This window comes from Ramlibacter sp. P4_H7, from assembly GCF_056400765.1.
Map to the genome: position 1 here is coordinate 1 of NZ_JBFUKP010000020.1, position 19,363 is coordinate 19,363.

The 19,363-nt window shown below is 69.1% G+C and carries 22 protein-coding genes; 10 read left to right on the forward strand and 12 right to left on the reverse strand.

The window, feature by feature from the left end:
- Window positions 1-46 precede the first annotated feature (46 nt).
- The gene (locus tag AC1DSA_RS21315) at window positions 47-691 is read right to left on the reverse strand and encodes a hypothetical protein (RefSeq protein ID WP_477892898.1); all 645 of its coding nucleotides are present in this window, start codon (window positions 689-691) and stop codon (window positions 47-49) included.
- 207 nt (window positions 692-898) lie between these two features.
- On the opposite strand from AC1DSA_RS21315, the gene AC1DSA_RS21320 reads away from it, so the two are divergent.
- Entirely contained in the window at window positions 899-1,804 is a 906-nt protein-coding gene (locus tag AC1DSA_RS21320; protein WP_477892899.1) for an SDR family NAD(P)-dependent oxidoreductase, read from the forward strand.
- A gap of 14 nt (window positions 1,805-1,818) precedes the next feature.
- On the opposite strand, the gene AC1DSA_RS21325 is transcribed toward AC1DSA_RS21320, so the two are convergent.
- Window positions 1,819-2,103, reverse strand: coding sequence for an RcnB family protein (locus tag AC1DSA_RS21325; RefSeq protein WP_477892900.1), 285 nt, complete (start codon window positions 2,101-2,103; stop codon window positions 1,819-1,821).
- An 18-nt stretch (window positions 2,104-2,121) separates the two neighbouring features.
- Here AC1DSA_RS21325 and AC1DSA_RS21330 point away from each other — a divergent pair, with 18 nt between their 5' ends.
- The 4 genes from AC1DSA_RS21330 (at window position 2,122) to AC1DSA_RS21345 (ending at window position 5,355) form a co-directional block, all read left to right on the forward strand.
- Complete coding sequence (locus tag AC1DSA_RS21330) at window positions 2,122-2,301, forward strand: hypothetical protein (RefSeq protein WP_477892901.1); 180 nt, start codon at window positions 2,122-2,124, stop codon at window positions 2,299-2,301.
- Window positions 2,302-2,480: 179 nt separating this feature from the next.
- The gene (locus tag AC1DSA_RS21335) at window positions 2,481-3,140 is read left to right on the forward strand and encodes a response regulator (protein ID WP_477892902.1); all 660 of its coding nucleotides are present in this window, start codon (window positions 2,481-2,483) and stop codon (window positions 3,138-3,140) included.
- Entirely contained in the window at window positions 3,140-5,008 is a 1,869-nt protein-coding gene (locus AC1DSA_RS21340) for a sensor histidine kinase (protein WP_477892903.1), read from the forward strand. Before AC1DSA_RS21335 ends, AC1DSA_RS21340 begins: the two co-directional genes overlap by 1 nt.
- Before the next feature lie 125 nt (window positions 5,009-5,133).
- A complete protein-coding gene (locus AC1DSA_RS21345; RefSeq protein ID WP_477892904.1) occupies window positions 5,134-5,355 on the forward strand; it encodes a hypothetical protein in 222 nt (73 codons plus the stop codon).
- Window positions 5,356-5,477: 122 nt separating this feature from the next.
- Here AC1DSA_RS21345 and AC1DSA_RS21350 read toward each other — a convergent pair whose 3' ends face one another.
- The 3 genes from AC1DSA_RS21350 to AC1DSA_RS21360 form a co-directional block, all read right to left on the reverse strand.
- On the reverse strand, window positions 5,478-6,914 hold the full coding sequence (locus tag AC1DSA_RS21350) for a UdgX family uracil-DNA binding protein (protein ID WP_477892905.1): 1,437 nt from the start codon (window positions 6,912-6,914) through the stop codon (window positions 5,478-5,480).
- Window positions 6,915-6,916: 2 nt separating this feature from the next.
- Window positions 6,917-8,182, reverse strand: coding sequence for a putative DNA modification/repair radical SAM protein (locus AC1DSA_RS21355; RefSeq protein WP_477892906.1), 1,266 nt, complete (start codon window positions 8,180-8,182; stop codon window positions 6,917-6,919).
- A gap of 76 nt (window positions 8,183-8,258) precedes the next feature.
- Entirely contained in the window at window positions 8,259-8,624 is a 366-nt protein-coding gene (locus AC1DSA_RS21360; protein WP_477892907.1) for a DUF4148 domain-containing protein, read from the reverse strand.
- 114 nt (window positions 8,625-8,738) lie between these two features.
- Here AC1DSA_RS21360 and AC1DSA_RS21365 point away from each other — a divergent pair, with 114 nt between their 5' ends.
- Window positions 8,739-9,662, forward strand: a complete 924-nt coding sequence (locus AC1DSA_RS21365; RefSeq protein ID WP_477892908.1) for a LysR family transcriptional regulator — start codon at window positions 8,739-8,741, stop codon at window positions 9,660-9,662.
- Here AC1DSA_RS21365 and AC1DSA_RS21370 read toward each other — a convergent pair.
- From AC1DSA_RS21370 to AC1DSA_RS21390, 5 genes are all read right to left on the reverse strand, one after another.
- Window positions 9,659-9,973: a hypothetical protein gene (locus tag AC1DSA_RS21370; protein WP_477892909.1), complete on the reverse strand. Its 315-nt coding sequence runs from the start codon at window positions 9,971-9,973 to the stop codon at window positions 9,659-9,661. The genes AC1DSA_RS21365 and AC1DSA_RS21370 overlap by 4 nt on opposite strands.
- Before the next feature lie 281 nt (window positions 9,974-10,254).
- Entirely contained in the window at window positions 10,255-11,172 is a 918-nt protein-coding gene (locus AC1DSA_RS21375) for an EamA/RhaT family transporter (protein WP_477892910.1), read from the reverse strand.
- Complete coding sequence (locus AC1DSA_RS21380) at window positions 11,169-11,579, reverse strand: hypothetical protein (RefSeq protein WP_477892911.1); 411 nt, start codon at window positions 11,577-11,579, stop codon at window positions 11,169-11,171. The genes AC1DSA_RS21375 and AC1DSA_RS21380 overlap by 4 nt, the downstream gene beginning before the upstream one ends.
- Window positions 11,580-11,661: 82 nt before the next feature.
- Complete coding sequence (locus AC1DSA_RS21385) at window positions 11,662-12,339, reverse strand: hypothetical protein (protein WP_477892912.1); 678 nt, start codon at window positions 12,337-12,339, stop codon at window positions 11,662-11,664.
- 3 nt (window positions 12,340-12,342) lie between these two features.
- Window positions 12,343-12,561 carry a hypothetical protein gene (locus AC1DSA_RS21390; RefSeq protein WP_477892913.1) on the reverse strand — a complete coding sequence of 73 codons (219 nt, stop codon included), beginning with the start codon at window positions 12,559-12,561 and terminating at the stop codon, window positions 12,343-12,345.
- 110 nt (window positions 12,562-12,671) lie between these two features.
- On the opposite strand from AC1DSA_RS21390, the gene AC1DSA_RS21395 reads away from it, so the two are divergent.
- The gene (locus AC1DSA_RS21395) at window positions 12,672-15,479 is read left to right on the forward strand and encodes a PAS domain-containing protein (protein ID WP_477892914.1); all 2,808 of its coding nucleotides are present in this window, start codon (window positions 12,672-12,674) and stop codon (window positions 15,477-15,479) included.
- A 77-nt stretch (window positions 15,480-15,556) separates the two neighbouring features.
- Here AC1DSA_RS21395 and AC1DSA_RS21400 read toward each other — a convergent pair whose 3' ends face one another.
- Window positions 15,557-16,414, reverse strand: coding sequence for a hypothetical protein (locus AC1DSA_RS21400; RefSeq protein WP_477892915.1), 858 nt, complete (start codon window positions 16,412-16,414; stop codon window positions 15,557-15,559).
- Window positions 16,415-16,737: 323 nt separating this feature from the next.
- On the opposite strand from AC1DSA_RS21400, the gene AC1DSA_RS21405 reads away from it, so the two are divergent.
- The 3 genes from AC1DSA_RS21405 to AC1DSA_RS21415 all read left to right on the forward strand — a co-directional run bounded on the left by AC1DSA_RS21405 (window position 16,738) and on the right by AC1DSA_RS21415 (window position 18,978).
- A complete protein-coding gene (locus tag AC1DSA_RS21405) occupies window positions 16,738-17,160 on the forward strand; it encodes a VOC family protein (protein ID WP_477892916.1) in 423 nt (140 codons plus the stop codon).
- Window positions 17,161-17,256: 96 nt separating this feature from the next.
- Window positions 17,257-17,679 (forward strand): hypothetical protein, encoded by a 423-nt coding sequence (locus AC1DSA_RS21410; protein ID WP_477892917.1) that lies wholly within the window; start codon window positions 17,257-17,259, stop codon window positions 17,677-17,679.
- A gap of 147 nt (window positions 17,680-17,826) precedes the next feature.
- The gene (locus AC1DSA_RS21415) at window positions 17,827-18,978 is read left to right on the forward strand and encodes an aminotransferase class V-fold PLP-dependent enzyme (protein WP_477892918.1); all 1,152 of its coding nucleotides are present in this window, start codon (window positions 17,827-17,829) and stop codon (window positions 18,976-18,978) included.
- Window positions 18,979-19,030: 52 nt separating this feature from the next.
- Here AC1DSA_RS21415 and AC1DSA_RS21420 read toward each other — a convergent pair whose 3' ends face one another.
- Entirely contained in the window at window positions 19,031-19,339 is a 309-nt protein-coding gene (locus AC1DSA_RS21420; protein ID WP_477892919.1) for an MTH1187 family thiamine-binding protein, read from the reverse strand.
- Window positions 19,340-19,363 lie beyond the last annotated feature (24 nt).

Consider the following 19,363-nt stretch of genomic DNA (forward strand, 5'->3'; position numbering starts at 1 on the left):
CCCGAGTGCCGCGGCCGGCGCGCCGCGGGGACGCGCGGGGGGCGCGTCAGAGCGTGGCGGGCCGGGTGGCAGCGAAGTGGTCGCCGCCGTGGGCATGGCGCTTCTGGTCGGCATCGCGCAGGGCGAGCAGCTGTTCGAGGTCGGCGCGGACTTCGTCCGAGGTGCGCGGAAGGACCATGGGTCCCTCGATGATGTCCGCCGGCTTGGTGAGCGGCGCCCGGCCGGGTGCCTCCGGCGGCGGTGCAGCGGGTGCGGTCCACGATCCCGGATGGGGCAACGGCGGACACTCGCCGGTGTCGTCGAGCACGAACTGCCAGGAGAAACCGGTGAGCCAGTCGCGGGCCTGCGGATCGAGGATCAACAGGCGATGAGCGAACTCCTGTTCGATGGCGGGACCGTGCTCCAGCAGGCGCGGCTCCCGGCGACGCACCAGGAAGCGGACGTGCAGGCCCTCCTGGCGCTTGCTGCTGGTGGTGCGCAGCATGTCGGCAGACACCCAGCCTTGCGGGATCCCGTTGCGGGTGAGCAGTTCGCGCAGAACCAGGCGCAGCACGTCCTTGCGCACCGAAGTCACCGATTGCGGCGACAGCTGGGACGCTTCGAACTGGATGCTGTTCTGGGCGGGATGGGAATTGTGCGGCTTGGGCGGTGGCCCCGCCTTTCGTCCCAGCAGCAGATCGAGCATCCCCATGAGTGGCCCCTTGTTCCTGTTGTTGTCAGTCGCCCCGGACAGTTTCCCGGAGGCTCGACTGTTGAGCGGGTCTGAGTTTTACAGATTGATGCAATTAGGCAAGGGTGGGCGACGCGAGCGGTCAGCTTCGCCCAACAAACGGGCGCGCTACTTTGCGTCGGGCCCGTGCGCTACATTCGACCGTTTTTTGCCAGCAACGGAGACAGGATGAGCTTGGATTTCAGCGGGCGTGTGGCCATCGTCACAGGTGCCGGGGGTGGCCTGGGACGCCAGCATGCACTGGCCCTGGCCGCACGCGGGGCGAAGGTCATGGTCAATGACCTGGGGGGCGCCGTCGACGGGTCGGGCGGCTCGTCGTCGGCCGCGCAACGGGTGGTCGCCGAGATCCGGGCGACCGGCGGCGAGGCCATCGCCAACGGCGCGTCCGTCACCGACTTTCCTGCCGTCCAGGCGATGGTGCAGCAGGCAATGGATGCGTGGGGCCGCGTCGACGTGCTGGTCAGCAATGCCGGCATCCTGCGCGACAAGAGCTTCGGCAAGATGGACCTGGACGACTTCCGCCTCGTGCTGGACGTCCACCTGATGGGCGCGGTGCACTGCTGCAAGGCGCTGTGGACCGTGATGACGCAGCAGAAGTACGGCCGCATCGTGTTGACGACCTCGTCCTCGGGGCTGTACGGCAACTTCGGCCAGGCCAACTATGGTGCCGCGAAGATGGCGCTGGTCGGGCTGATGCAGACCCTCGCCATCGAGGGCATGAAGAACGACATCCGGGTGAACTGCCTCGCCCCCACCGCCGTGACCCGCATGACGGAAGCCTTGTTTCCGCCCGACATGCAGCAGGCCTTCGGCCCGGAGGCCGTGGTGCCCGCGATGCTGGTGCTGGCCGCCCAGGATGCCCCGACGCGCACCACGCTGTGCGCCGGCGCAGGTGGCTTCGAGGCCGCCCACGTCACGCTGACCCAAGGCGCTTTCGTGGGCATCACGCCGGACGCGCCCGAACTGTTGCAGGAGCGCCTCGACACGGTGCGTGACCGCACCGGCGAAGCGGTGCCGGCCAGCGGCGCGGACCAGGGCGCGAACGAAATGCGCCTGGCCCGGCAGCGCCGCTAGGCTCGCGTGGTTCGTCAGTAGCTGCCGAGGATCGCGTTCGCGATCAGGCCGGTCGTCAGCGCCACCAGCAGGAACTCGCCGTCGACGTTCACCCACTGCTGGCCATAGGGCGGCGCGTACAGGCCGTTGAATGCGCGCCAGTCGTTCACGTAGTAGGCGTGGCTGCGGTACTGGTGCGGCAGGTAGCCGCCGCGGTAGAAGCGCTGGCCATGACCGCCATGGATGGGCTGGCCATAGCCATGGTCGTAGCCCGGAGCCGCGTAGCGGGGCGCCTCGTACCCGTACCGCGGCTGCTGCATTCCCGTCCGGGATCCCTGGTGGAAGGCGCGATCGTCGCCTCGATCGAAACGGCGATCCTGCCGCTCATGTCGCTCCTGCCGCTGCTCCGCGCGAGGGCCTCGATCCCCACGGTCGTGCTCGCGCTCGCCCCATTCGCGGGCGGACGCCAGGCTGCTGAAGCCGAGGGTGCCGGCGAGGACCGCACAGACGATGGCTGATTTCTTCATGGGTACTGCTCCTGTTCGATCCGCCATGGTGCGTGCGCGTCTTGTCGCGCACGCGAAGAGCAATCGCCGTCCGCGCAAAGCCAGGTAAGGGGATGTGCCCCCGGCGACCCATTTGGCAGAGGCGGAAAAGGCATTCGCGTACCACAATGGTTTCATTCTTGGAGCTGCGAATGTCAACGAGCGTGCTCATCGTCGAGGATGAACCCGAGTTCATGCGCCGGTTCACCAACGCCGTCCTGTCCGATTCCGCACTGGCCCTGGCCGGCAGCGCCGCCACGGCACGCACCGCGATCGCGATGATCGATGCGCAGCCGCCCGACGTCATCCTGCTCGACCTGGGGCTGCCCGACCTCGATGGCGTCGAAGTCATTCGCCACGTGATGCGGCGCGGCTGCGGCAGCGACGTGCTGGTGGTGACGATGTTCGACGACGACCAGCATGTGCTCGATTCCATCGAGGCCGGCGCCGCGGGCTACCTGTTGAAGGATGCCCTGCCCGAAGGCATCGTCGCCAGCGTTCGCGACCTGCGCGGTGGCGGCTCGCCCATCAGCCCCGGCATCGCACGCCGCATCCTCGCTCGCTTCCGCCTCGCGATGGGGCCGGTGCGCGTGGGGCCGGCGCCGACGGCCAAGGGGGGATCGCCGCTCACGGAGCGGGAGACCGAACTGCTGCGCCTGACCGCGAAGGGCCTGAGCTTCGACACCATCAGCGAACTCATGGGCATCTCGCCGCACACGGTGGTGGCCCACGTGCGCAAGATCTATCGCAAGCTCGCCGTGCATTCCCGTGGCGAAGCCGTCTACGAGGCCACCCAGCTGGGCCTGCTGTGATGCGTGCGCGGCCGATCGGCCTCACCTGGCTGCTGGCGCTGGCCTGCTGGCTGTGCCTGGCATCCGCGGCGCAGGCGGTGGTGCAGGAGCCGCCGGGCGCACTCATGGTGAGCGAGGCGTCCCGCACGCCGCCCGATGCGACCGCGGCCTGGAAGGCTGTCACGCTGCCGGACCTCTGGCGCAAGTCGCGCCCCAAGGTCGTGCCGACCGCCAGCTGGTACCGCGTTGGCTTCGACCACGCGCCGGGCGACTCCCAGCCCTGGGGTGTCCTGTTCCCTTACCTGTACGAAGGCGGGCAGGTCTGGCTGAACGGCGCGCTGCTTGCCACCATCCAGGAGAGCACGGCGCAGTCGCATGTGCGCTGGGCACGACCGCACCTCGTGTCGCTTCCCCCCGCGCTGCTGCGTCCCGGTGACAACGAACTGCTGGTGCGGGTCCAGCCTGCGCCCGACGGTTCTCTGCGCTTTCCCCGCGTGCGCGTCGGCCCCATGCCGGAACTCGCCCCGCTCCACGACGCGCATTTCTTCTGGGCCAGCGTCACGCCGCAGATCACGGCCGTCGTCTGCCTGCTGGTTTCGCTCTCGGTCCTGTACATCTGGTGGCGCCAGCGCGGCGAGGTGATGTACGGCCTGTTCGGCCTGGCGGTGGCGCTGTGGGGGATCCGCACGCTCACCTTCGTCGTCGAAGTGGTGCCCACGTCCGCGTGGCCCTTCTGGCGACTGCTCGTGCACTCGGCCACCGGCGGCTTCATCGTCGCGATGACGGTGCTGGCATGGAGGCTGGCGGGCATCCACAAGCCCTGGTTCGAGCGCGCGCTCTTCGGCTACTGGCTGCTGGGACCGCTCTGGATGCTGGCGCAGGGCGTGGCCGCCGAACCGCTCGTGAACCGGTGGTGGATCGGCGGCTTCCTGCCCATCGGCGCCACCATCGTCGCGGTGTCGGTGTGGTCGCTGGTGCGCCGGCCCACGCTCGAATCGGCCGCGTTGCCGGTGACCATGGCGATCGCCGCGCTGGCCGGCATGCACGACTATTTGATCCGCTGGGAACTCGATCCGCCCATCCCGTGGCTCGAAGCCTGGTTCGCCCAACGGTTCCAGCTGCTGCACCTGGGCGCCAGCCTGGTGCTGCTGGCGATCGGCTGGCTGCTCACCCGCCGCTTCATCGGCGCGCTGCGCTCGATGGAAGACGTCAACCAGACCCTGGAGGCGCGCGTGGCCGACCGCGAAAAGGAACTCGCCGCCAACTACGTGCGCCTGTTCGCCCTCGAGCGCGAGAACGCCGCCGGCCAGGAACGCCAGCGCATCATGCGCGACATCCACGACGGTCTCGGCTCGCGCCTGTTCGTCTCGCTGTCGCGGGTGGAGCGCGGGGAGATCACGTCGGACGAGATCGCCGATTCGCTGCGCGGCTGCATCTCGGAGATGCGGCTCGCCCTGGACACGCTGACGCCCTGCGAGCAGGACTTCCGCTCCACCCTGGGCAACTTCCTGTTCCGCTGGCGCAGCCAGCTGCTCGCGTGCGGCGTCCAGGCCCGCTGGGACATCGACGTGCCCGACGAGGCCCTGCAGCTATCGCCGCATGCCTCGCTGCAGCTGTTGCGCGTGGCCCAGGAGGCGCTGACCAACGTGGTCAAGCACGCCGGCGCCTCGATCGTCGATGTCCAGCTGCGGCTGGTCGACGGCAAGCTGGAGCTGGAGGTGCGCGACAACGGCATCGGTGCGGCGGGCGTGTCGCCGGAGTCGAGCGGCCGCGGGCTCACCAACATGCGCACGCGCGCCACGCAGCTGGGCGGAAACGTCGACGTGCACGGCGGCTCCGGGGGGACGCGCGTCACCGTGCGCGTGCCCTTGCAGGCGGTGTGCGCCTGACCTCTCCCGGATGGATTCGCGCCGACGGGGGATGCGCAGGCGCATGCATGCTATGTCCCAAACGCGGATCGTCTCCTACAGTGATGGCAAGCCGCTCCGGCCCCCATCGCCACCTGGAGGAAGCCATGAAAAGAAAGATCCGTCGCAAGGCCGGACTCGCCTCTGCCGGCTCCTGGCTCATCCCCGTCGCCTTCACGGCCGCCGCCGTCGTGTCCATCGCCCGCTTCAACGGCGGCCTGCCCGCGTACGCTGCATTCGCCCCCGTGCTGTTGCAGACCAGTTCGCAGCCGGCCTCCTTGCCGGACAATCCGGCGCCGGAGCGCAAGCCACATGGCCAAGCCTTCTGAGCACGCGTGCCTGCTATGGAGGGTCTGAGGGACGGGGATCCGAAGGGTTTGTTGCGCACGAGTGCCGGTAGCGTGGTGGGTCCCCACTGCGGGCACCCCGTCGTGCGCTGGCACGGGCCCTGTCACGACGCGGACTGACCCGGCGGGCCCACCCAGGCCTGCGCGAGATCGCCCACGAACTGCTCGAACGCTTCGGGCAATTGCTGCGGAGGCAGGTGCAACAGGGCTGACGGGTGCAGCGTCACGAGGACGCGCAGGCCATCCGGGCGCTCGAACCACTCCCCGCGTTCCGACGTCACGGCCACCGGCCGACCCAGCAAGGACCGCGCAGCGGTCGCGCCCAGTGCGACCAGCACGCGTGGTTGCACCAAGGCGATTTCCTCGTCCAGCCAATGCCGGCAGGCCAGGGCCTCCACCTGGCCCGGGGTCTTGTGGATGCGTCGCCTTCCGCGCAGCTCGAAGCGGAAATGGCGCACCGAGTTGGTGAGGTACACGGTGTCGCGCGCGACTGCGAGTTGCCGCAGCGCGCGGTCGAGCAGTTGGCCCGCGGGCCCGACGAAGGGCTGGCCTCGCAGGTCTTCCTGGTCCCCGGGCTGCTCGCCGACCAGCATGACCTGCGGCCGCAACGGGCCTTGTCCGGGTACGGCTTGCGTGGCCTGCGCGGCCAGGGGGCATTCGCGGCAGGCTTGCACTCGCGTGTTCAGTGCCTGCAGCGTGTCGGCTCCTCGCGCCAACGACGGAACAGGAAGCACCGGAATGCGCCGGGCCGGCCGCGTGGCGGGCTGCTCGATCATGCGGCCGCTGCGCTCCATCGCCTGCGCCGCCAGCGGTGCGATCAGCGGTGCTTCGGGCAGGTTGCGCCAGTACCGGCGCGGCATCTCCTTCACCGTCATGGCCAGGTTCAGGCGGGCCGGGTTGAAGATGCTCTGGTAGTAAGTCAGCCACAAGGCTTCGCCGGCATCGGCGGGCGGTGCATCGGCACGACTGGCGCCGCCTCGGAAATGCAACTGCCGACCGTCCCACTCCACGCACCGCCGGGGACCGAGGATGGCCCAGCGCAGGTTCGCGAAGCGGCGACTGAACCACGGGGCGTTCGCGTCCACGATGTGGTGCTCCGGCTCGAACCAGGCGACGTGCAGGGGCGGTCCCGCGTCCTCCTGCACCTGGCGGAAGCGCACGAAGGCACGCATCTTGTGCATCTCGCGCTGCACGGCGCGCGCCATCTGCCGTGCCGCCAGCATGTCGGCGTCGAGCGGGTCGTGGCGCAACAGGGGTTCGCGCTGCAGGCGCCAAAGCAGGCGGTAGAGCAGGGCGAAACGCGCGGCATCACTGTGCAGGATCACGCTGTCGCACAGCGCCAGCAAGCCCGCGGGCACGGTGATTTCCGCGGGAAGATGCGGCGCCATCCGGGGCGCTTCCATGGAATCTTCGAATAGGTCGGGATCGCCGTCGCCCGCGCACCAGGTCACCTCGGCCGGCGGAACCTGCAGCGCGAGCAGCGCACGAGCCTCGCGGCGAAATCCCGCGAGGTCGGTTTCGTCGGCCAGCCGCACGCGCATGGTCAGAACAGCGCGGCCTGCTGCGGCGTGGGTCGAACATCGACGTCGGACCGAGCCGAGGACCGCCGCGGACGGTGGTCCGCCAGCAGTACGAAGGGCAGCACCTTCTGTACCGGCACGCGCAGGCGGCGCAGATCTTCGCAGCGAATGCGCCGGGCGCGGCGTGCCAGCAGCAGCCGGTCCACCGCCTTCACCCCGAGGCCCGGCACGCGCAGCATCAGCTCGCGCGGCGCGTGGTTCAGGTCGACGGGAAAGCGCTCGGGATGCGCCAGGGCCCAGGCCAGCTTGGGGTCTACCTCCAGCCGGAGCATGCCGCCCGCGCGGGGGGAGGCGATCTCCTGCGCATCGAAGCCGTAGAAGCGCATCAGCCAGTCAGCCTGGTACAGCCGGTGCTCGCGCACGAGCGGCGGCGCCTTCAGCGGCAGCGCCGACGCGGCATCGGGGATCGGGCTGAACGCGGAGTAGTAGACGCGCTTGAGCCGGTAGGCGCCGTAGAGCTGCGCGCTGGTGGCGAGGATCGTTGCGTCGTCGGTGCCGTCCGCCCCCACGATCATCTGCGTGCTCTGGCCCGCGGCGGCAAACGAGGGCGGTTTCGCGCGTGCGGCTGGCGCGCCGGGCAGCGAGCGCAGCGGCTGCCGCGCGTTGTCCGTCCGTTCCGCTTTCGCGTCGTCGATGTGCACGCGCAGGCGTGCCATGGAGCGCCGGATGGCGGCCACATCCTTCTCCGGCGCCAGGGCGGCGAGCCCGCGTTCCGTGGGCAATTCGATGTTGATCGACAACCGATCGGCGTAGCGGCCGGCCTGCTGCAGCAGCTCGGGAGCGGCGTCCGGGATGGTCTTCAGGTGGATGTAGCCGCGGAAGTCGTGCTCGTCGCGCAGGCGCCGCGCGACCTCCACCACCTGTTCCATCGTGTAGTCCGGGCTGCGGATGATCCCGCTGGACAGGAACAGGCCTTCGATGCAGTTGCGCCGGTAGAAGTCGAGCGTGAGCTGCACGACCTCGTCGATGGTGAAGCGGGCGCGGGGCACGTTGCTGCTGACGCGGTTGACGCAGTACAGGCAGTCGTACTGGCACCAGTTGGTGAGCAGGATCTTGAGCAGCGAGATGCAGCGGCCGTCGGGCGCATAGCTGTGGCAGATGCCCACGCCCTCGTTCGAACCGAGGCCGCGGCCCTGCGTGGAATCGCGCCGGTCGCCGCCACTGGACGCACAGGAGGCGTCGTACTTGGCGGCGTCGGCGAGGATGGCGAGCTTGCTTCGGAGATCCACTGGATAATCGTACAGTGTTCCTCGCCGGGCCAGGCCCGGAGCCCCGCATTGCGCGGGGCTGCCGCCAACAATTTCCTTATTGGGCGTTCACGGGCTGGCCGGCCAGCTGGCGGGATGCGTCCGTGGCCGGCTTGCGCGCAGCCAGGTAGGCGGAGCCGCTGTCCTCGGCCGTCATGGCGGCCACCGCGTTGTGGCTGGCGAGGTATTCGGCCTGCACTTCCGCGCGGCTGCGCTCGCCCTTGAACGACTTCAGCGGGTTGTACGACGTGGACCAGGGGTTCACGCCGGCCTGGCGGTACTCGGCCAGCTGGGCTTCCACCTGGGCGCGGGTCTGCGTGCCGGCGACGCTGTTGGCGAACTGACCGGACAGGTCGGCGTCATCGGCGTGGGCGGCGACCGCGGCGAAGGACAGGGCGGCGAGGGCGATACGGGCGGTTTTCATGGTGTGCTTTCCTTTGGGTTTGCGTTGTCGATGGAGGGACTGTATTCCTCGCATTCGAAGCAAAAAAGCGCGCCAAAGACAAACAGACATTTCAATCAACGCAATAATCACCCCATGGACCGACTTCAATCGATGCGGGTGTTCCAGGAGGTGGTCGATCAAGGTGGCTTCGCAGCCGCTGCACGCAAGCTCGACCTGACGCCTGCCGCGGTGACCCGCCTGGTCAGCGACCTGGAAAAGCACTTGGGCGTGCGGCTGCTGCAGCGAACGACGCGGAGGCTGTCGCTCACGCCCGCTGGCGAGGCCTACCTGAACCGCCTGCGCACCATCCTGAGCGACATCGACGAAGCCGATGCCCTGGCGAACGCGCAAAGCCGCGAGATGAGCGGCACCGTGCGCATCCTTGCGCAGCCGGTGGTGGCGACGCACATCATCGCGCCCTGCGTTGCCGAATTCCAGCGGCAGTACCCGGAGGTCACGCTGGACCTTTTCGTGCACGACTTCGCCGACCCGGAGGTGGAGGACTACGACCTGACCATCGTCACCGGCCACGTGCCCCTGCTGTCCAGCGCGATCGTGCGCACCATCGTCGAAAGCCAGGCGGTGTTCTGTGCGTCGCCGGACTACCTGGCGCGCTTCGGCGAACCCGCCACGCCCGGGGAGCTGGCGGGGCATCGCTGCCTGCGGCTGCGCACGCCGGCGGTGCGGGCGCGCGTGCTGACGCTGATCGATCCCACCCAGGGGGATCGCCAGCTGGACGTCGAGGTCACGCCGGTGATGACCGCGAACCATACCGACACGTTGATGCGCGCAACGATCGCCGGCGCCGGCATCAGCAGCCAGCCGGCGGACCTGGTCGCTCCCCTGCTCAAGAGCGGCGAATTGCGGCGGGTGCTTGCGCCGTGGATCACCAACCGGTTGCGGCTGGTGGCCGCGCTGCCCAGTCGCCAGTTCATGCCCGCGCGCACGCGTGCTTTCCTGGACCACCTGGTGGACCACACGCGGCGATCGCTGTCCGGCCTGGGCGTCGCGTCCTAGCCCTGCATGGGCACCACGCGCAGCCCGACCCAGGCCGCGCCGATCACGGCGTTGACGGGTACCGCCAACGCGCCGGGCACGTAGAAGACCACCGACAGGCCGGGCGCCTGCAGCAGCGATTCCGCCACCACGCCGAGGCTGAAGAAAAACAGGCCGCACCACACCCAGCGCCGCATGTAGGTGGGCAGCCAGCGTGCCTGGTCGCGGTTGTGCCGCCATGCGGCCGCGCGCTCGATCAGGTTGCCTCGGTTGACATCCTTGAACAGCCAGCCGAAGAAGAAATAGCGATACAGCAGTGTGCTGAAGGACATATGCGGACTCATTTCCGGCAGGCCTTCGCGCGTCTCGCGCACCGGCCGCGTCGCCTGCCATGTTCAATCCTTGTAGCGCCAAGGGCCGTGCGTGTCCATGCTGCTTTCGTGTAGGAACACGGAAAGCGCTGCACCGGTTTGCCGGCGCTTGCCTGGAAGCACCCAACTGGTGCGAAACGAACGCCCTCAGCGTCTACGTCGAGGGCCAGCTAGCACCGTCGGCTACGCTGCGCAGCGACGCGCTGGCGTGACGGCGCCGTGGAATGGCGCGTGGCGATGGTTCAGAGCCTGAGGCCCAGCGCCAGCAGGCCCGCGACGACCAGCGCAAGACCGCCTTGCTCCACCGGGGCGAGCTTCTCGCGCAGCAGCCGGCGCGACACGAGATAGCTGAACACCACTTCGATCATGCCGAGCGTGCGGACGTTCGCCGCCGTGGTGAGCGCGAAGGCCGTGAACCAGCCGATGGAGGCGAGTGCGCCCATCGCGCCGGCGAGGGTGGACACGCGCCACGCGGTCGCTGTCGCGCGCAGCGCATCGCGCGCCCGCCACGCCAGCCAGCCACCGAGCAGCACGGTCTGGATGCTCTGCGCCAGCAGCACGCCCCACGCGCCCGCCAGCCAGGCGGAGCTCTCCGGCAGTTGCAAGGCGGCGCCACGGTAGCCCACGGCCGACAGCGCAAAGCCCGCGCCGGACGCGAGCCCGTACCACGCAGCCCCGGAGGTCCATGCACGGCCTTCGACGGTGGCGCCCTTTTGCGGCAGCGACAGCATCACCACGCCGGCCGTGGCGAGTGTGATGGCGACCAGCGTGACGATGCCGGGAAGCTCGCGCAGGAACAGCGATCCGAACAGCGCGACCTGCAGCGCATCCGTCTTCGAGTACGCCACGCCGACCACGAAATTGCGCTGCTTCATGGCGGCGAGCAGGAAGGCGGTCGCCGCCAGCTGGCCCAGCGCGCCGAGCAGCAGCCAGCCGAAGTAGCCACCGCCGAACGCGGGCACCGGTGCCGCCGTGGCGGGCAGGTGATGGAGCAGCAGCACCCAGGCGGCGGCGAAGGGAATTCCGTAGAGGAAGCGGGCAAGCGTGGCGCCGAGGGTGCCTGCCTGGGCGACCAGCGAACGCTGCGCCGCATTGCGCGCGGTCTGCGCGAGCGCCGCCCACAGGACGATCGGAACCCACAGCCAGGCCGCGGTGCTCAAGGGTTGCAGCTGCCGCCGGCGGCACGCGTGAAGGATTGGCCCCGGGCGAGCGCCAGCAGGCCGGTCGCGTCGACGACACGCAGCTCATTGCCCTGGGCCAGCAGTTCCATGGTTTCGTTGCGCAGCGGATCGGTCTTGACCAAAGAGCCCTCGACCCGCCCCGTGAGCTCGCGAACGCGCGCCTTGCGCGTGAGCCGGCCTTGCACGTTCTGCAACTGCTGCACGATCTCCAGCGTGAATTCATGCAACAGGCCGGCGCCGCACCACAGCCCGCCAACGTTGGCGGTGGTGTCCTGCCGCAGCGTCACCTGCTCGGACGCCGAAGGGGAAGCCGCGCGCAAAGCCAGCGGCATGCTCGAAAGCGCAACCAGCGAGGCGAGCGCCGCGCAACGGGCAAGGAACTGCATGCGCCAAAGATAGCATCCGTTGGCGTGCGGCGTGCGGCGTGCGGCGTGCGGCGCGCGGCGCGCGGGACGGAACGAGGCTGGCTCAGCGCCGCCGCGAGAGAGCAGGCGTGCGAGTGCGCGCCGGCCGGCCCAGGTAAAGCGTCTCGGACCAGGTGGCCACCCACTGCGGCCGGTAGGCGACCAGCAGGCTCACGAGCGCGCAGCTCCACGAGGCCTCTCCCATCGCGAGGAGGCCCATCGCCACTCGCTGCAGGCTGGCAAGGGGTGCCTGGAATCCTTGGCCCAGCCAGGCGGCCAGCAGGCTGCACAGGCCCAGCGCGACCATGGGTGCGAAGAAGGCACGTCCCAGCAGGTAGGCGACGGGGTTCGGCGCGAACGCCTTGCGCACGCCGTGCCCCAGCACCAGCATCAAGGTCGCTGGCAGCACGCCCGACCACACCGTGACCGACAGTGCCTGCCACCAGGGATGTCCGAGGGTGACCATGGTGCTGAGTCCCGCCACGGTCAGCAGGGGGATGGCGAGCGGCCAGCCGAGGAGCAGCACCACCAGCGGCGCGGCCGACCAATGCAGTGGCAGCGCCAGCGCGGCGGGGCCGGGCCATGACCAGAGCCAGGGCACCACGGTCAACGCCGCCAGGAAAGGTGTCGCGAGCCGGACCTGCCCCTGCCACGGCTGCAGCAGCCGCCAGGGCCGCACCGCCAGCGCGCAGGCCCAGGCCAGCAGCAGGAGCAAGGCTTCGACGGCGACGCGCGAGACCATGTCCTACTTCCCGTCGAGCCGGATCTTGCCTTCCCGGCAATAGCGCTCGTATTCGTCGCGCGTGATGGCGGCGGCGCCGGTGTTGCCCTCGTCGTCGGTCCACGACAGCGTGACACTGTCGTCGGCCACGTCGATGCCGACGTCGCCGTCGGGAACCGGCATCAGCACGCCGTCGCCAGCACGGAAGCAGACTTCTCCCCGGATCATGGCGTGCTGGGTCATGGCGGCTCCTGGTTGCGTGGGTCTTCAGTGTCCCGTCGGGTGCCACGGCCGGCCTGTCAGCGGACAACCCGTGTGTTTGCCGGAGGGGCGCCGCAGCGCACAATGCACGCATGAGGAGAACGTTGAGGGACGCGGGGGCGGTGTTGGCCCTGGCGCTGCTCACCGGCGCATTGCTGGTGTTTGAGTTGCTGTACTTGCGCGAGGCGTCCCTGCGCAGCGGCGAGGAACTCACCGATTCACTGTCGCGCGTGATCTCGGAGCAGACGGCGCGCACGCTGCAGTCCGTGGACCAGACGCTGCAGCTGTCGATCCTGCGGCTGGACGCGCTGCGATCGGCGCGCACGCTCGACGAGCCGTCCGCCCGGGCCGCACTGCGCGCCGAGCTCAAGGGACTGCCTTTCCTGCGCGCGCTGTGGGTGATGGACGCCGGGGGCCGCATCATCCTGGATTCGGACGAAGGCAACATCGGTGCCGCCATGGGCGATCGCCCCTATTTCCAGGCGTTTCAGGGCAAGCCGGACACCGAGTTCTTCATCGGCCCGGTGCTGCGCAGCCGCACCACCGGCACGTGGATGATGAGCGTCGCGCGGCCCATCCGCAATGCGGACGGCAGCCTGCGCGGCGTGGTGGCGGGGGCCGTCGAGCCTCCGTATTTCGAGCAGCTCTGGCGCGGCATCGATCTGGGCAGCACCGGTGCCGTCGTCCTGTACAGCCGCAAGGGACAGCTGCTCGCACGCAGCCCGGCCGACGAGTCGCTGCTGGGCAAGGATTTTTCCGCCCTGCCGCTGTTCACCCAATACCTGCGCAACGCACCGCAGGGCACCTTCATTCGCGAAAGCGGCATCGACGGCGTGATGCGGGTGGTGGCGTACCGGCAGTTGCCCGCGTATCCCGACCTGGTGGTGGCGGTGGGCTCCGGCTACAGCGAAATCCTGGCGCCGTGGCGCCGCTTTGCCGCGCTGACGGGCTCCGTGTGGCTCGCCGCGGTCGCCGTCGCCTTCATTCTCACGGCCCAGGTGCGCCGGCATGCGCGCAGTCGCCAGCAGACCGAGGACCGCTTCCGGCAGCTCGCGCAGGCCATGCCGCAGATCGTCTTCATGTCGGACCACCGGGGCTCGGTGACCTTCGTCAGCCAGCGCTGGGTGGAAGTGACGGGTCATCCGATCGAGGACGCGCTGGGCGCGCGCTGGCAGCGGATGGTCCATCCGGCCGACGTGCAGGCCATGGTGGCGCACGTGGCCGAGGGCCTGAGCACCGGAAAGGAACTGCAGCACGAGCACCGCCTGCGCTATCGCGACGGCGGCTACCGCTGGCAGCTGCTGCGCGCCGTGCCCGTGCGTGAGCGCAAGGACACCGTCGCCTGGTTCGGGACTGCCACCGATATCGACGAAATCAAGCAGGCGGAGGTGCGGCTGAAGGCGCAGGCCGAACAGCTGCACATGGCCGGCCGCCTCACGCGCATGGGGCACTGGCGCGCGGACCTCGCGAGCCAGCGCCTCACGCTGTCGGCCGAGGCCGCCGCGGTGCTGGACATGTCGCCGGATGCCGAGCCGACGCTGCAGGAGCTCTTCGCGATGATCGCTCCGCCCTCGCTGCCCGCTTCACTGCGGGCCCTGAGCGCATGCATCGAACGCGGCGAGCCTTTCGACCTGGAGACGGAGTTGGTCACCGCGGCGGGTCGGAACGTGTGGTTGCGGATGGTCGGCGAGGCCGTGATGGACCCCGCCACCGGCAAGGCCGTGGCGATCCAGGGCGGGCAGCAGGACATCACGTTGCGCATGCTGATGATGGAGGAGATCCGCCGGCTCAATGCCAGCCTGGAGGAACGCATCGCCGAGCGGACCGCCCAGCTCACCCGGCAGGAGGCGCTCTTTCGCACGCTGGCGGAACAGGCGCCGCTCCCTTTCTGGACCGTGGACCCCTCCGGACGCGTCACCTTCCTGAGCCGCGCCTGGTACGAACTCGCCGGCGGCGCGCCGCCGAAGTGGCACGGCGACGAGTGGCTGAAGGCCGTGCATCCGGACGACGTGGCGGCGCTGCATGAAGCTTGGCGCCGCTGCGCGCCGACGGGCGAACCGTACGAAGGCACCCGCCGCATCCGTGCCAGGGACGGCACGTACCACACCACCAGCTTCCGCGCTGTGCCCGTGCGCGACGAGCGCGGCGACATCCTGTTCTGGGTGGGCGTGGACGCGGACATCACCGATCTCGTGGGAAACCAGGAAGCCTTGCGCCTGGCCAACGAGCAGCTGGAATCCTTTTCGTATTCCGTGTCGCACGACCTGCAGTCGCCCCTGCAGCGCGTGAGCTCGTACGCGCGCCTGCTCCAGCAGGAGCTTGCCGCGATCCCGGAGGGACGTGCCCACCACTACCTGGCGCGCATCCAGGCCAATGCCGGCGACATGGCGCAGCTCATCGAGGGCTTGCTGGCGCTGGCCCACGTGTCGGAAGTCGAACTGATCCGGGCCGTCGTGAACCTGAGCGACATGGCCACCGAGATCCTGCAGGGGCTGCAGTCGAACCATCCGGCGCGCCGCGTGGCCTGGCGCGTCGAGCCCGGCCTCGCGGTGATGGGCGACACCCGCCTGATGCGCTCGGTGATGGAGAACCTGCTGGGCAACGCATGGAAGTTCAGCAGCCGCAGCGACGCGGCGGAGATCGTCGTCGGCGGCTCGCGCCAGCGCGGCGAGTACTACGTGCGCGACAACGGCTGCGGCTTCGACATGGCTTACGCCGACCGGCTGTTCGGCACGTTCCAGCGCCTGCATGGCGTCGATGAATTCCCCGGGACCGGCATCGGGCTCGCCACGGTCGCGCGCGCGATCGTGCGGCAGGGCGGGCGGGTCTGGGCGCAATCCTCACCGGGGCAGGGCGCCACCTTTTTCTTCACGCTGCCGCCGGCGGAGGGGGCTGCCTGACGGCGGTCAGCGCGTCCCTGCGCGGGGGCGCGTACCAACGGGGCGAGGATGTTGGCGCGCGGCGGGCGCGCGGGGGTTCAGCGGCGCGCGTCGCGCGGCAGGGTGGACTCGAGCGACTGGAACGCCGAGTCGATGGGATGGCGGCGCGGCTTGCCGGCCGTGTTCTCCTTGCCCATCATCAAGCGCACGATCTTGCCCGCGCGGCCCACCAGGAAGTGCGCCAGCGACAGCAGGAGGATGGCGCCGTTGAAAGGGATGTAGGTCAGCATCCCGTTGCCGTGCACGTAGCCCGGGTTGCTGTCCAGGTAGAAGCGCGTGTCCTGACGCTTGCTGGCCATCCAGCGGGCGCGCTCCTCGTGGGTCTCCAGGGTGATCCAGTTCACGCGCCGCAACAGCGGATTGGCCGCATCCACGCGTTCGAGATGGAAGGTCTGCGCCAGCGCTTCCATGCGCTTCATCACGTTCGCCGGAATGTCCTGTTGCCTGGCATTCGGCCAGATCACGGGGGCGTAGTGCGCGAGGAAGGTGTAGCTGCTCGGATGGGTGAGGGCCGCGAAGATGCAGAAGCGGCGCCAAGGGTGGCGCAGCCATACGCGCAGCAGCCGCAGCACGCCGTAGATCATGGTGACGTCGCGGCCGCGGTAGGCGGGCAGGGTCCCGGCTTCCATGCGGATGACGGTGGACAGCCGCCCTTCCAGCAACTGGCGAAACGCGTGGATCGAGGTGTAGCCCACCAGCTTGCCGGCGGCGTTGTACTTCACGTAGATCCACGTCCGCCAGGCGTCGCGCTCGACCACATAGGAGCGGAACTCCTCGAAGCTCAGCCCGATGAAGATCTGCGAATGCACCGCGAACAGGTCCTGCGCCAGCACTTCGCGGGCGGAGGCGCGCATGGAGTGGACGGCGTGGCAGCGGATGCGGGAAAGATTGCTCATAAGCCCTAAGCAGTTCACCTAGTATGGCAGAGCATTACAAATTGCAACAGTGCCTTGGATGGGTGGCGCCAGAAACTCGGAACTTGGGGCGCGCGCCCGAGGGAAACCATCCCCAGGTGAGCATTTTTCGACTCATTTCCATTTGTAAAAACACCACGTTCCCTTGCCGGCAATCGCAGCCCGCGCGGCGCTCAATCGGCCTGCCTGAACAGGGCCGCGCGCGAAAGGGGACAGCACCGCCTAGAGGCGTCCGTGTCGATTCCTGTGGCGCCCGGTCGTCGTGCAGGCAGGCGCGGGTTCCGCGTCCACCCAGGAGACGTTCCATGCCCATCCTCGACAGCTATCTCTTCTTCAACGGGCGCTGCGCCGAGGCGATGCGCCATTACGAGCGGACGCTCGGCGGCAAACTCGAAGCCCTCATGACCTATGCCGATTCGCCGGAGCCCGGGCAATGCCCGGCGGGCGCCGGGAATCTCGTGATGCACGCCCGCCTGCTCATCGACGGCCGCGCCCTCATGGCTTCGGACACCCCGCCGGGAATGCCGTCGAACCCGATGGGCGGCTTCAGCCTGTCGCTCCAGTACCCCACCCCTCAGGAAGCACGCCGGATCTTCGACGCGCTGGCGCAGGGCGGCGAGGTGCGCATGCCGATGCAAAAGACGTTCTGGGCCGAGGCCTTCGGCATGCTGGTCGACCGCTTCGGCACGCCCTGGATGGTGGGCGGCGGCATGAGCACCGGCGGCTGACGCCGCCTGTTGGTTGGCCGCATCGCGGAAACCTCTTGTAGTAGGTGCCGCGGCCCGCACGCGCCTAGCATCGCCGCCAGAAGGATGGAGGCTTGCATGGCAGGAAAGACGCGATGGGAACGGGCGGGGATGGCGGCAGCCTGGCTGCTGCTGGCCGCCGTGCCCACGCATGCGCAGGACGCGGTGACGGTGGCGCCGCCCGCGCCCGTGACGCCACCCACGTACAAGTGCGTGTCCAAGGGCAAGGTGGTCTACACGCAGGTCCCGTGTGCCGGCGGCCAGCAGATCAGCGCTTCGGGCGCGCACAAGACCGACAAGTACCAGCCGCCGCCGCAGGACCGCGCCAAGGCTGCGCGCCGGGGGCAGCTGACGCCGGAGGCGCGCGAGGAATGCACCGGCCTGGAAGGGCGCATCAAGGAGCAGGACGCCGAGTTCAAGGCCAAGGGCCCCGGGGCGACGGTGCAGGACGAGACTCCGCTGGTCAAATCCAAGCTGAGGTACCACGAACTGAAGTGCTGAAACCGGCGGGGCCGGCGCGCGGCCTTGCCATGACCGGGCGCAAGCTTCCCGCATCCCGTTCCCGGGCGAAACCCCAGCAGGCGAGGGTCTGGATCGAGGTGTTAAGCTGGATGGTTCCGATCCACTGACCACCCGAGAGACAAGCCCATGCCCGGATTGCTGCCCAACGTCGACCCCGACGGCCTGCTCGAATTTTCCGTCGTCTACACGGATCGCGCGCTCAACCACATGTCGCGCAGCTTCCAGGGTGTGATGAAGGACATCTCCGCGATCCTGAAGGACGTCTACAAGGCGCACTCGACAGTCCTGGTCCCCGGCAGCGGCACCTTCGGCATGGAATCCGTGGCGCGCCAGTTCGGCAACGGCAAGGACGTGCTGGTGCTGCGCAATGGCTGGTTCAGCTACCGCTGGACCCAGATCTTCGAGATGGGCCGGATCCCCGCCACCGAGACCGTGCTCAAGGCCCGCAAGACCGGCAGCGGCCCGACCGCGTCCTGGATCCCGGCGCCGATCGCCGAAGTGACGGCCACCATCCGCGAGAAGAAGCCCGCCGTGGTGTTTGCTCCGCACGTGGAAACGGCCGCCGGCCTGATCCTGCCCGACGACTACCTGCGTGCCGTGTCCGACGCCATCCATGAGGTCGGCGGCCTGTTCGTGCTGGACTGCATCGCCAGCGGTGCGATGTGGGTCGACATGAAGGCCACCGGCGTCGACGTGCTGATCTCCGCGCCGCAGAAGGGCTGGAGCAGCTCGCCGTGCTGCGCGATGGTGTGCCTGAGCGAGCGCGCCCGCAAGGCCATCGACGGCACCACCAGCAGCAGCTTCGCGATGGCCCTGAAGAAGTGGCTGCAGATCATGGAGGCGTACGAAGGCGGCGCCCACATGTACCACGCAACCATGCCGACCGATGCGCTCACACGCCTGCGCTCGACCATGCAGGAAACGCAGGCCTACGGCTTCGCCAAGGTGAAGGCCGAGCAGGAAGACCTGGGCCGCAAGGTGCGCGCGCTGTTCGAAAGCCGCGGCTTCCCCAGCGTGGCCGCCGACGGCTTCAAGGCGCCGGGCGTGGTGGTGAGCTTCACGACCGACCCGGAGATCCAGTCGGGCAAGAAATTCCTGAACGAAGGCTTGCAGACGGCGGCCGGCGTGCCCCTGCAGTGCGACGAAGGCAGCGACTTCAAGACCTTCCGCCTCGGCCTGTTCGGCCTGGACAAGTGGCACCACGCGGACCGCACGGTCAAGCAGCTGGCCGACGCGCTCGACCGCATCGGCGTGGTCGCGCAGAAGAAGGCGGCCTGAGGCTTTCCACCCCGTCCCGCCTTCCGGTTCCGTTCCCCGTGGGGAGGACAGCTCAGGTCCTGAGCTTCCTCCCCACGTGTCCTTCCACGGCGTCGATCTTGCTGACCAGCCGCGACTCCGTCCCCGCGCGGTAGTCCATCTTCAGGTTCATGCCGATGCGCTTGCAGTCGGCCTGCAGTGCCCGGAAGCACTCGCTGACCACTGCCATGACCTCGTCCCAGTCGCCCTCGAGAATGGTGCCCATCGCGGTGAGCTGGTAGCTCACGCCGCTGCGGTCGATGATGTCCAGGATGCGCGCGACGTGCCGGCTGAGGCTCTCGCCCTCGCCAGTGGGCGACATCGCGAATTCGAGCAGGACCATGGGAGCTCCGTCGGTGCGTGTGAC

Bases quoted from the DNA above. Each gene is read 5' to 3' on its own strand.
- AC1DSA_RS21315 (WP_477892898.1), bottom strand. From the start codon at position 691: ATGGGGATGCTCGATCTGCTGCTGGGACGAAAGGCGGGGCCACCGCCC.
- AC1DSA_RS21320 (WP_477892899.1), top strand. From the start codon at position 899: ATGAGCTTGGATTTCAGCGGGCGTGTGGCCATCGTCACAGGTGCCGGG.
- AC1DSA_RS21325 (WP_477892900.1), bottom strand. From the start codon at position 2,103: ATGCAGCAGCCGCGGTACGGGTACGAGGCGCCCCGCTACGCGGCTCCG.
- AC1DSA_RS21335 (WP_477892902.1), top strand. From the start codon at position 2,481: ATGTCAACGAGCGTGCTCATCGTCGAGGATGAACCCGAGTTCATGCGC.
- AC1DSA_RS21340 (WP_477892903.1), top strand. From the start codon at position 3,140: ATGCGTGCGCGGCCGATCGGCCTCACCTGGCTGCTGGCGCTGGCCTGC.
- AC1DSA_RS21345 (WP_477892904.1), top strand. From the start codon at position 5,134: ATGAAAAGAAAGATCCGTCGCAAGGCCGGACTCGCCTCTGCCGGCTCC.
- AC1DSA_RS21350 (WP_477892905.1), bottom strand. From the start codon at position 6,914: ATGCGCGTGCGGCTGGCCGACGAAACCGACCTCGCGGGATTTCGCCGC.
- AC1DSA_RS21360 (WP_477892907.1), bottom strand. From the start codon at position 8,624: ATGAAAACCGCCCGTATCGCCCTCGCCGCCCTGTCCTTCGCCGCGGTC.
- AC1DSA_RS21365 (WP_477892908.1), top strand. From the start codon at position 8,739: ATGGACCGACTTCAATCGATGCGGGTGTTCCAGGAGGTGGTCGATCAA.
- AC1DSA_RS21370 (WP_477892909.1), bottom strand. From the start codon at position 9,973: ATGTCCTTCAGCACACTGCTGTATCGCTATTTCTTCTTCGGCTGGCTG.
- AC1DSA_RS21380 (WP_477892911.1), bottom strand. From the start codon at position 11,579: ATGCAGTTCCTTGCCCGTTGCGCGGCGCTCGCCTCGCTGGTTGCGCTT.
- AC1DSA_RS21385 (WP_477892912.1), bottom strand. From the start codon at position 12,339: ATGGTCTCGCGCGTCGCCGTCGAAGCCTTGCTCCTGCTGCTGGCCTGG.
- AC1DSA_RS21390 (WP_477892913.1), bottom strand. From the start codon at position 12,561: ATGACCCAGCACGCCATGATCCGGGGAGAAGTCTGCTTCCGTGCTGGC.
- AC1DSA_RS21395 (WP_477892914.1), top strand. From the start codon at position 12,672: ATGAGGAGAACGTTGAGGGACGCGGGGGCGGTGTTGGCCCTGGCGCTG.
- AC1DSA_RS21400 (WP_477892915.1), bottom strand. From the start codon at position 16,414: ATGAGCAATCTTTCCCGCATCCGCTGCCACGCCGTCCACTCCATGCGC.
- AC1DSA_RS21405 (WP_477892916.1), top strand. From the start codon at position 16,738: ATGCCCATCCTCGACAGCTATCTCTTCTTCAACGGGCGCTGCGCCGAG.
- AC1DSA_RS21410 (WP_477892917.1), top strand. From the start codon at position 17,257: ATGGCAGGAAAGACGCGATGGGAACGGGCGGGGATGGCGGCAGCCTGG.
- AC1DSA_RS21415 (WP_477892918.1), top strand. From the start codon at position 17,827: ATGCCCGGATTGCTGCCCAACGTCGACCCCGACGGCCTGCTCGAATTT.
- AC1DSA_RS21420 (WP_477892919.1), bottom strand. From the start codon at position 19,339: ATGGTCCTGCTCGAATTCGCGATGTCGCCCACTGGCGAGGGCGAGAGC.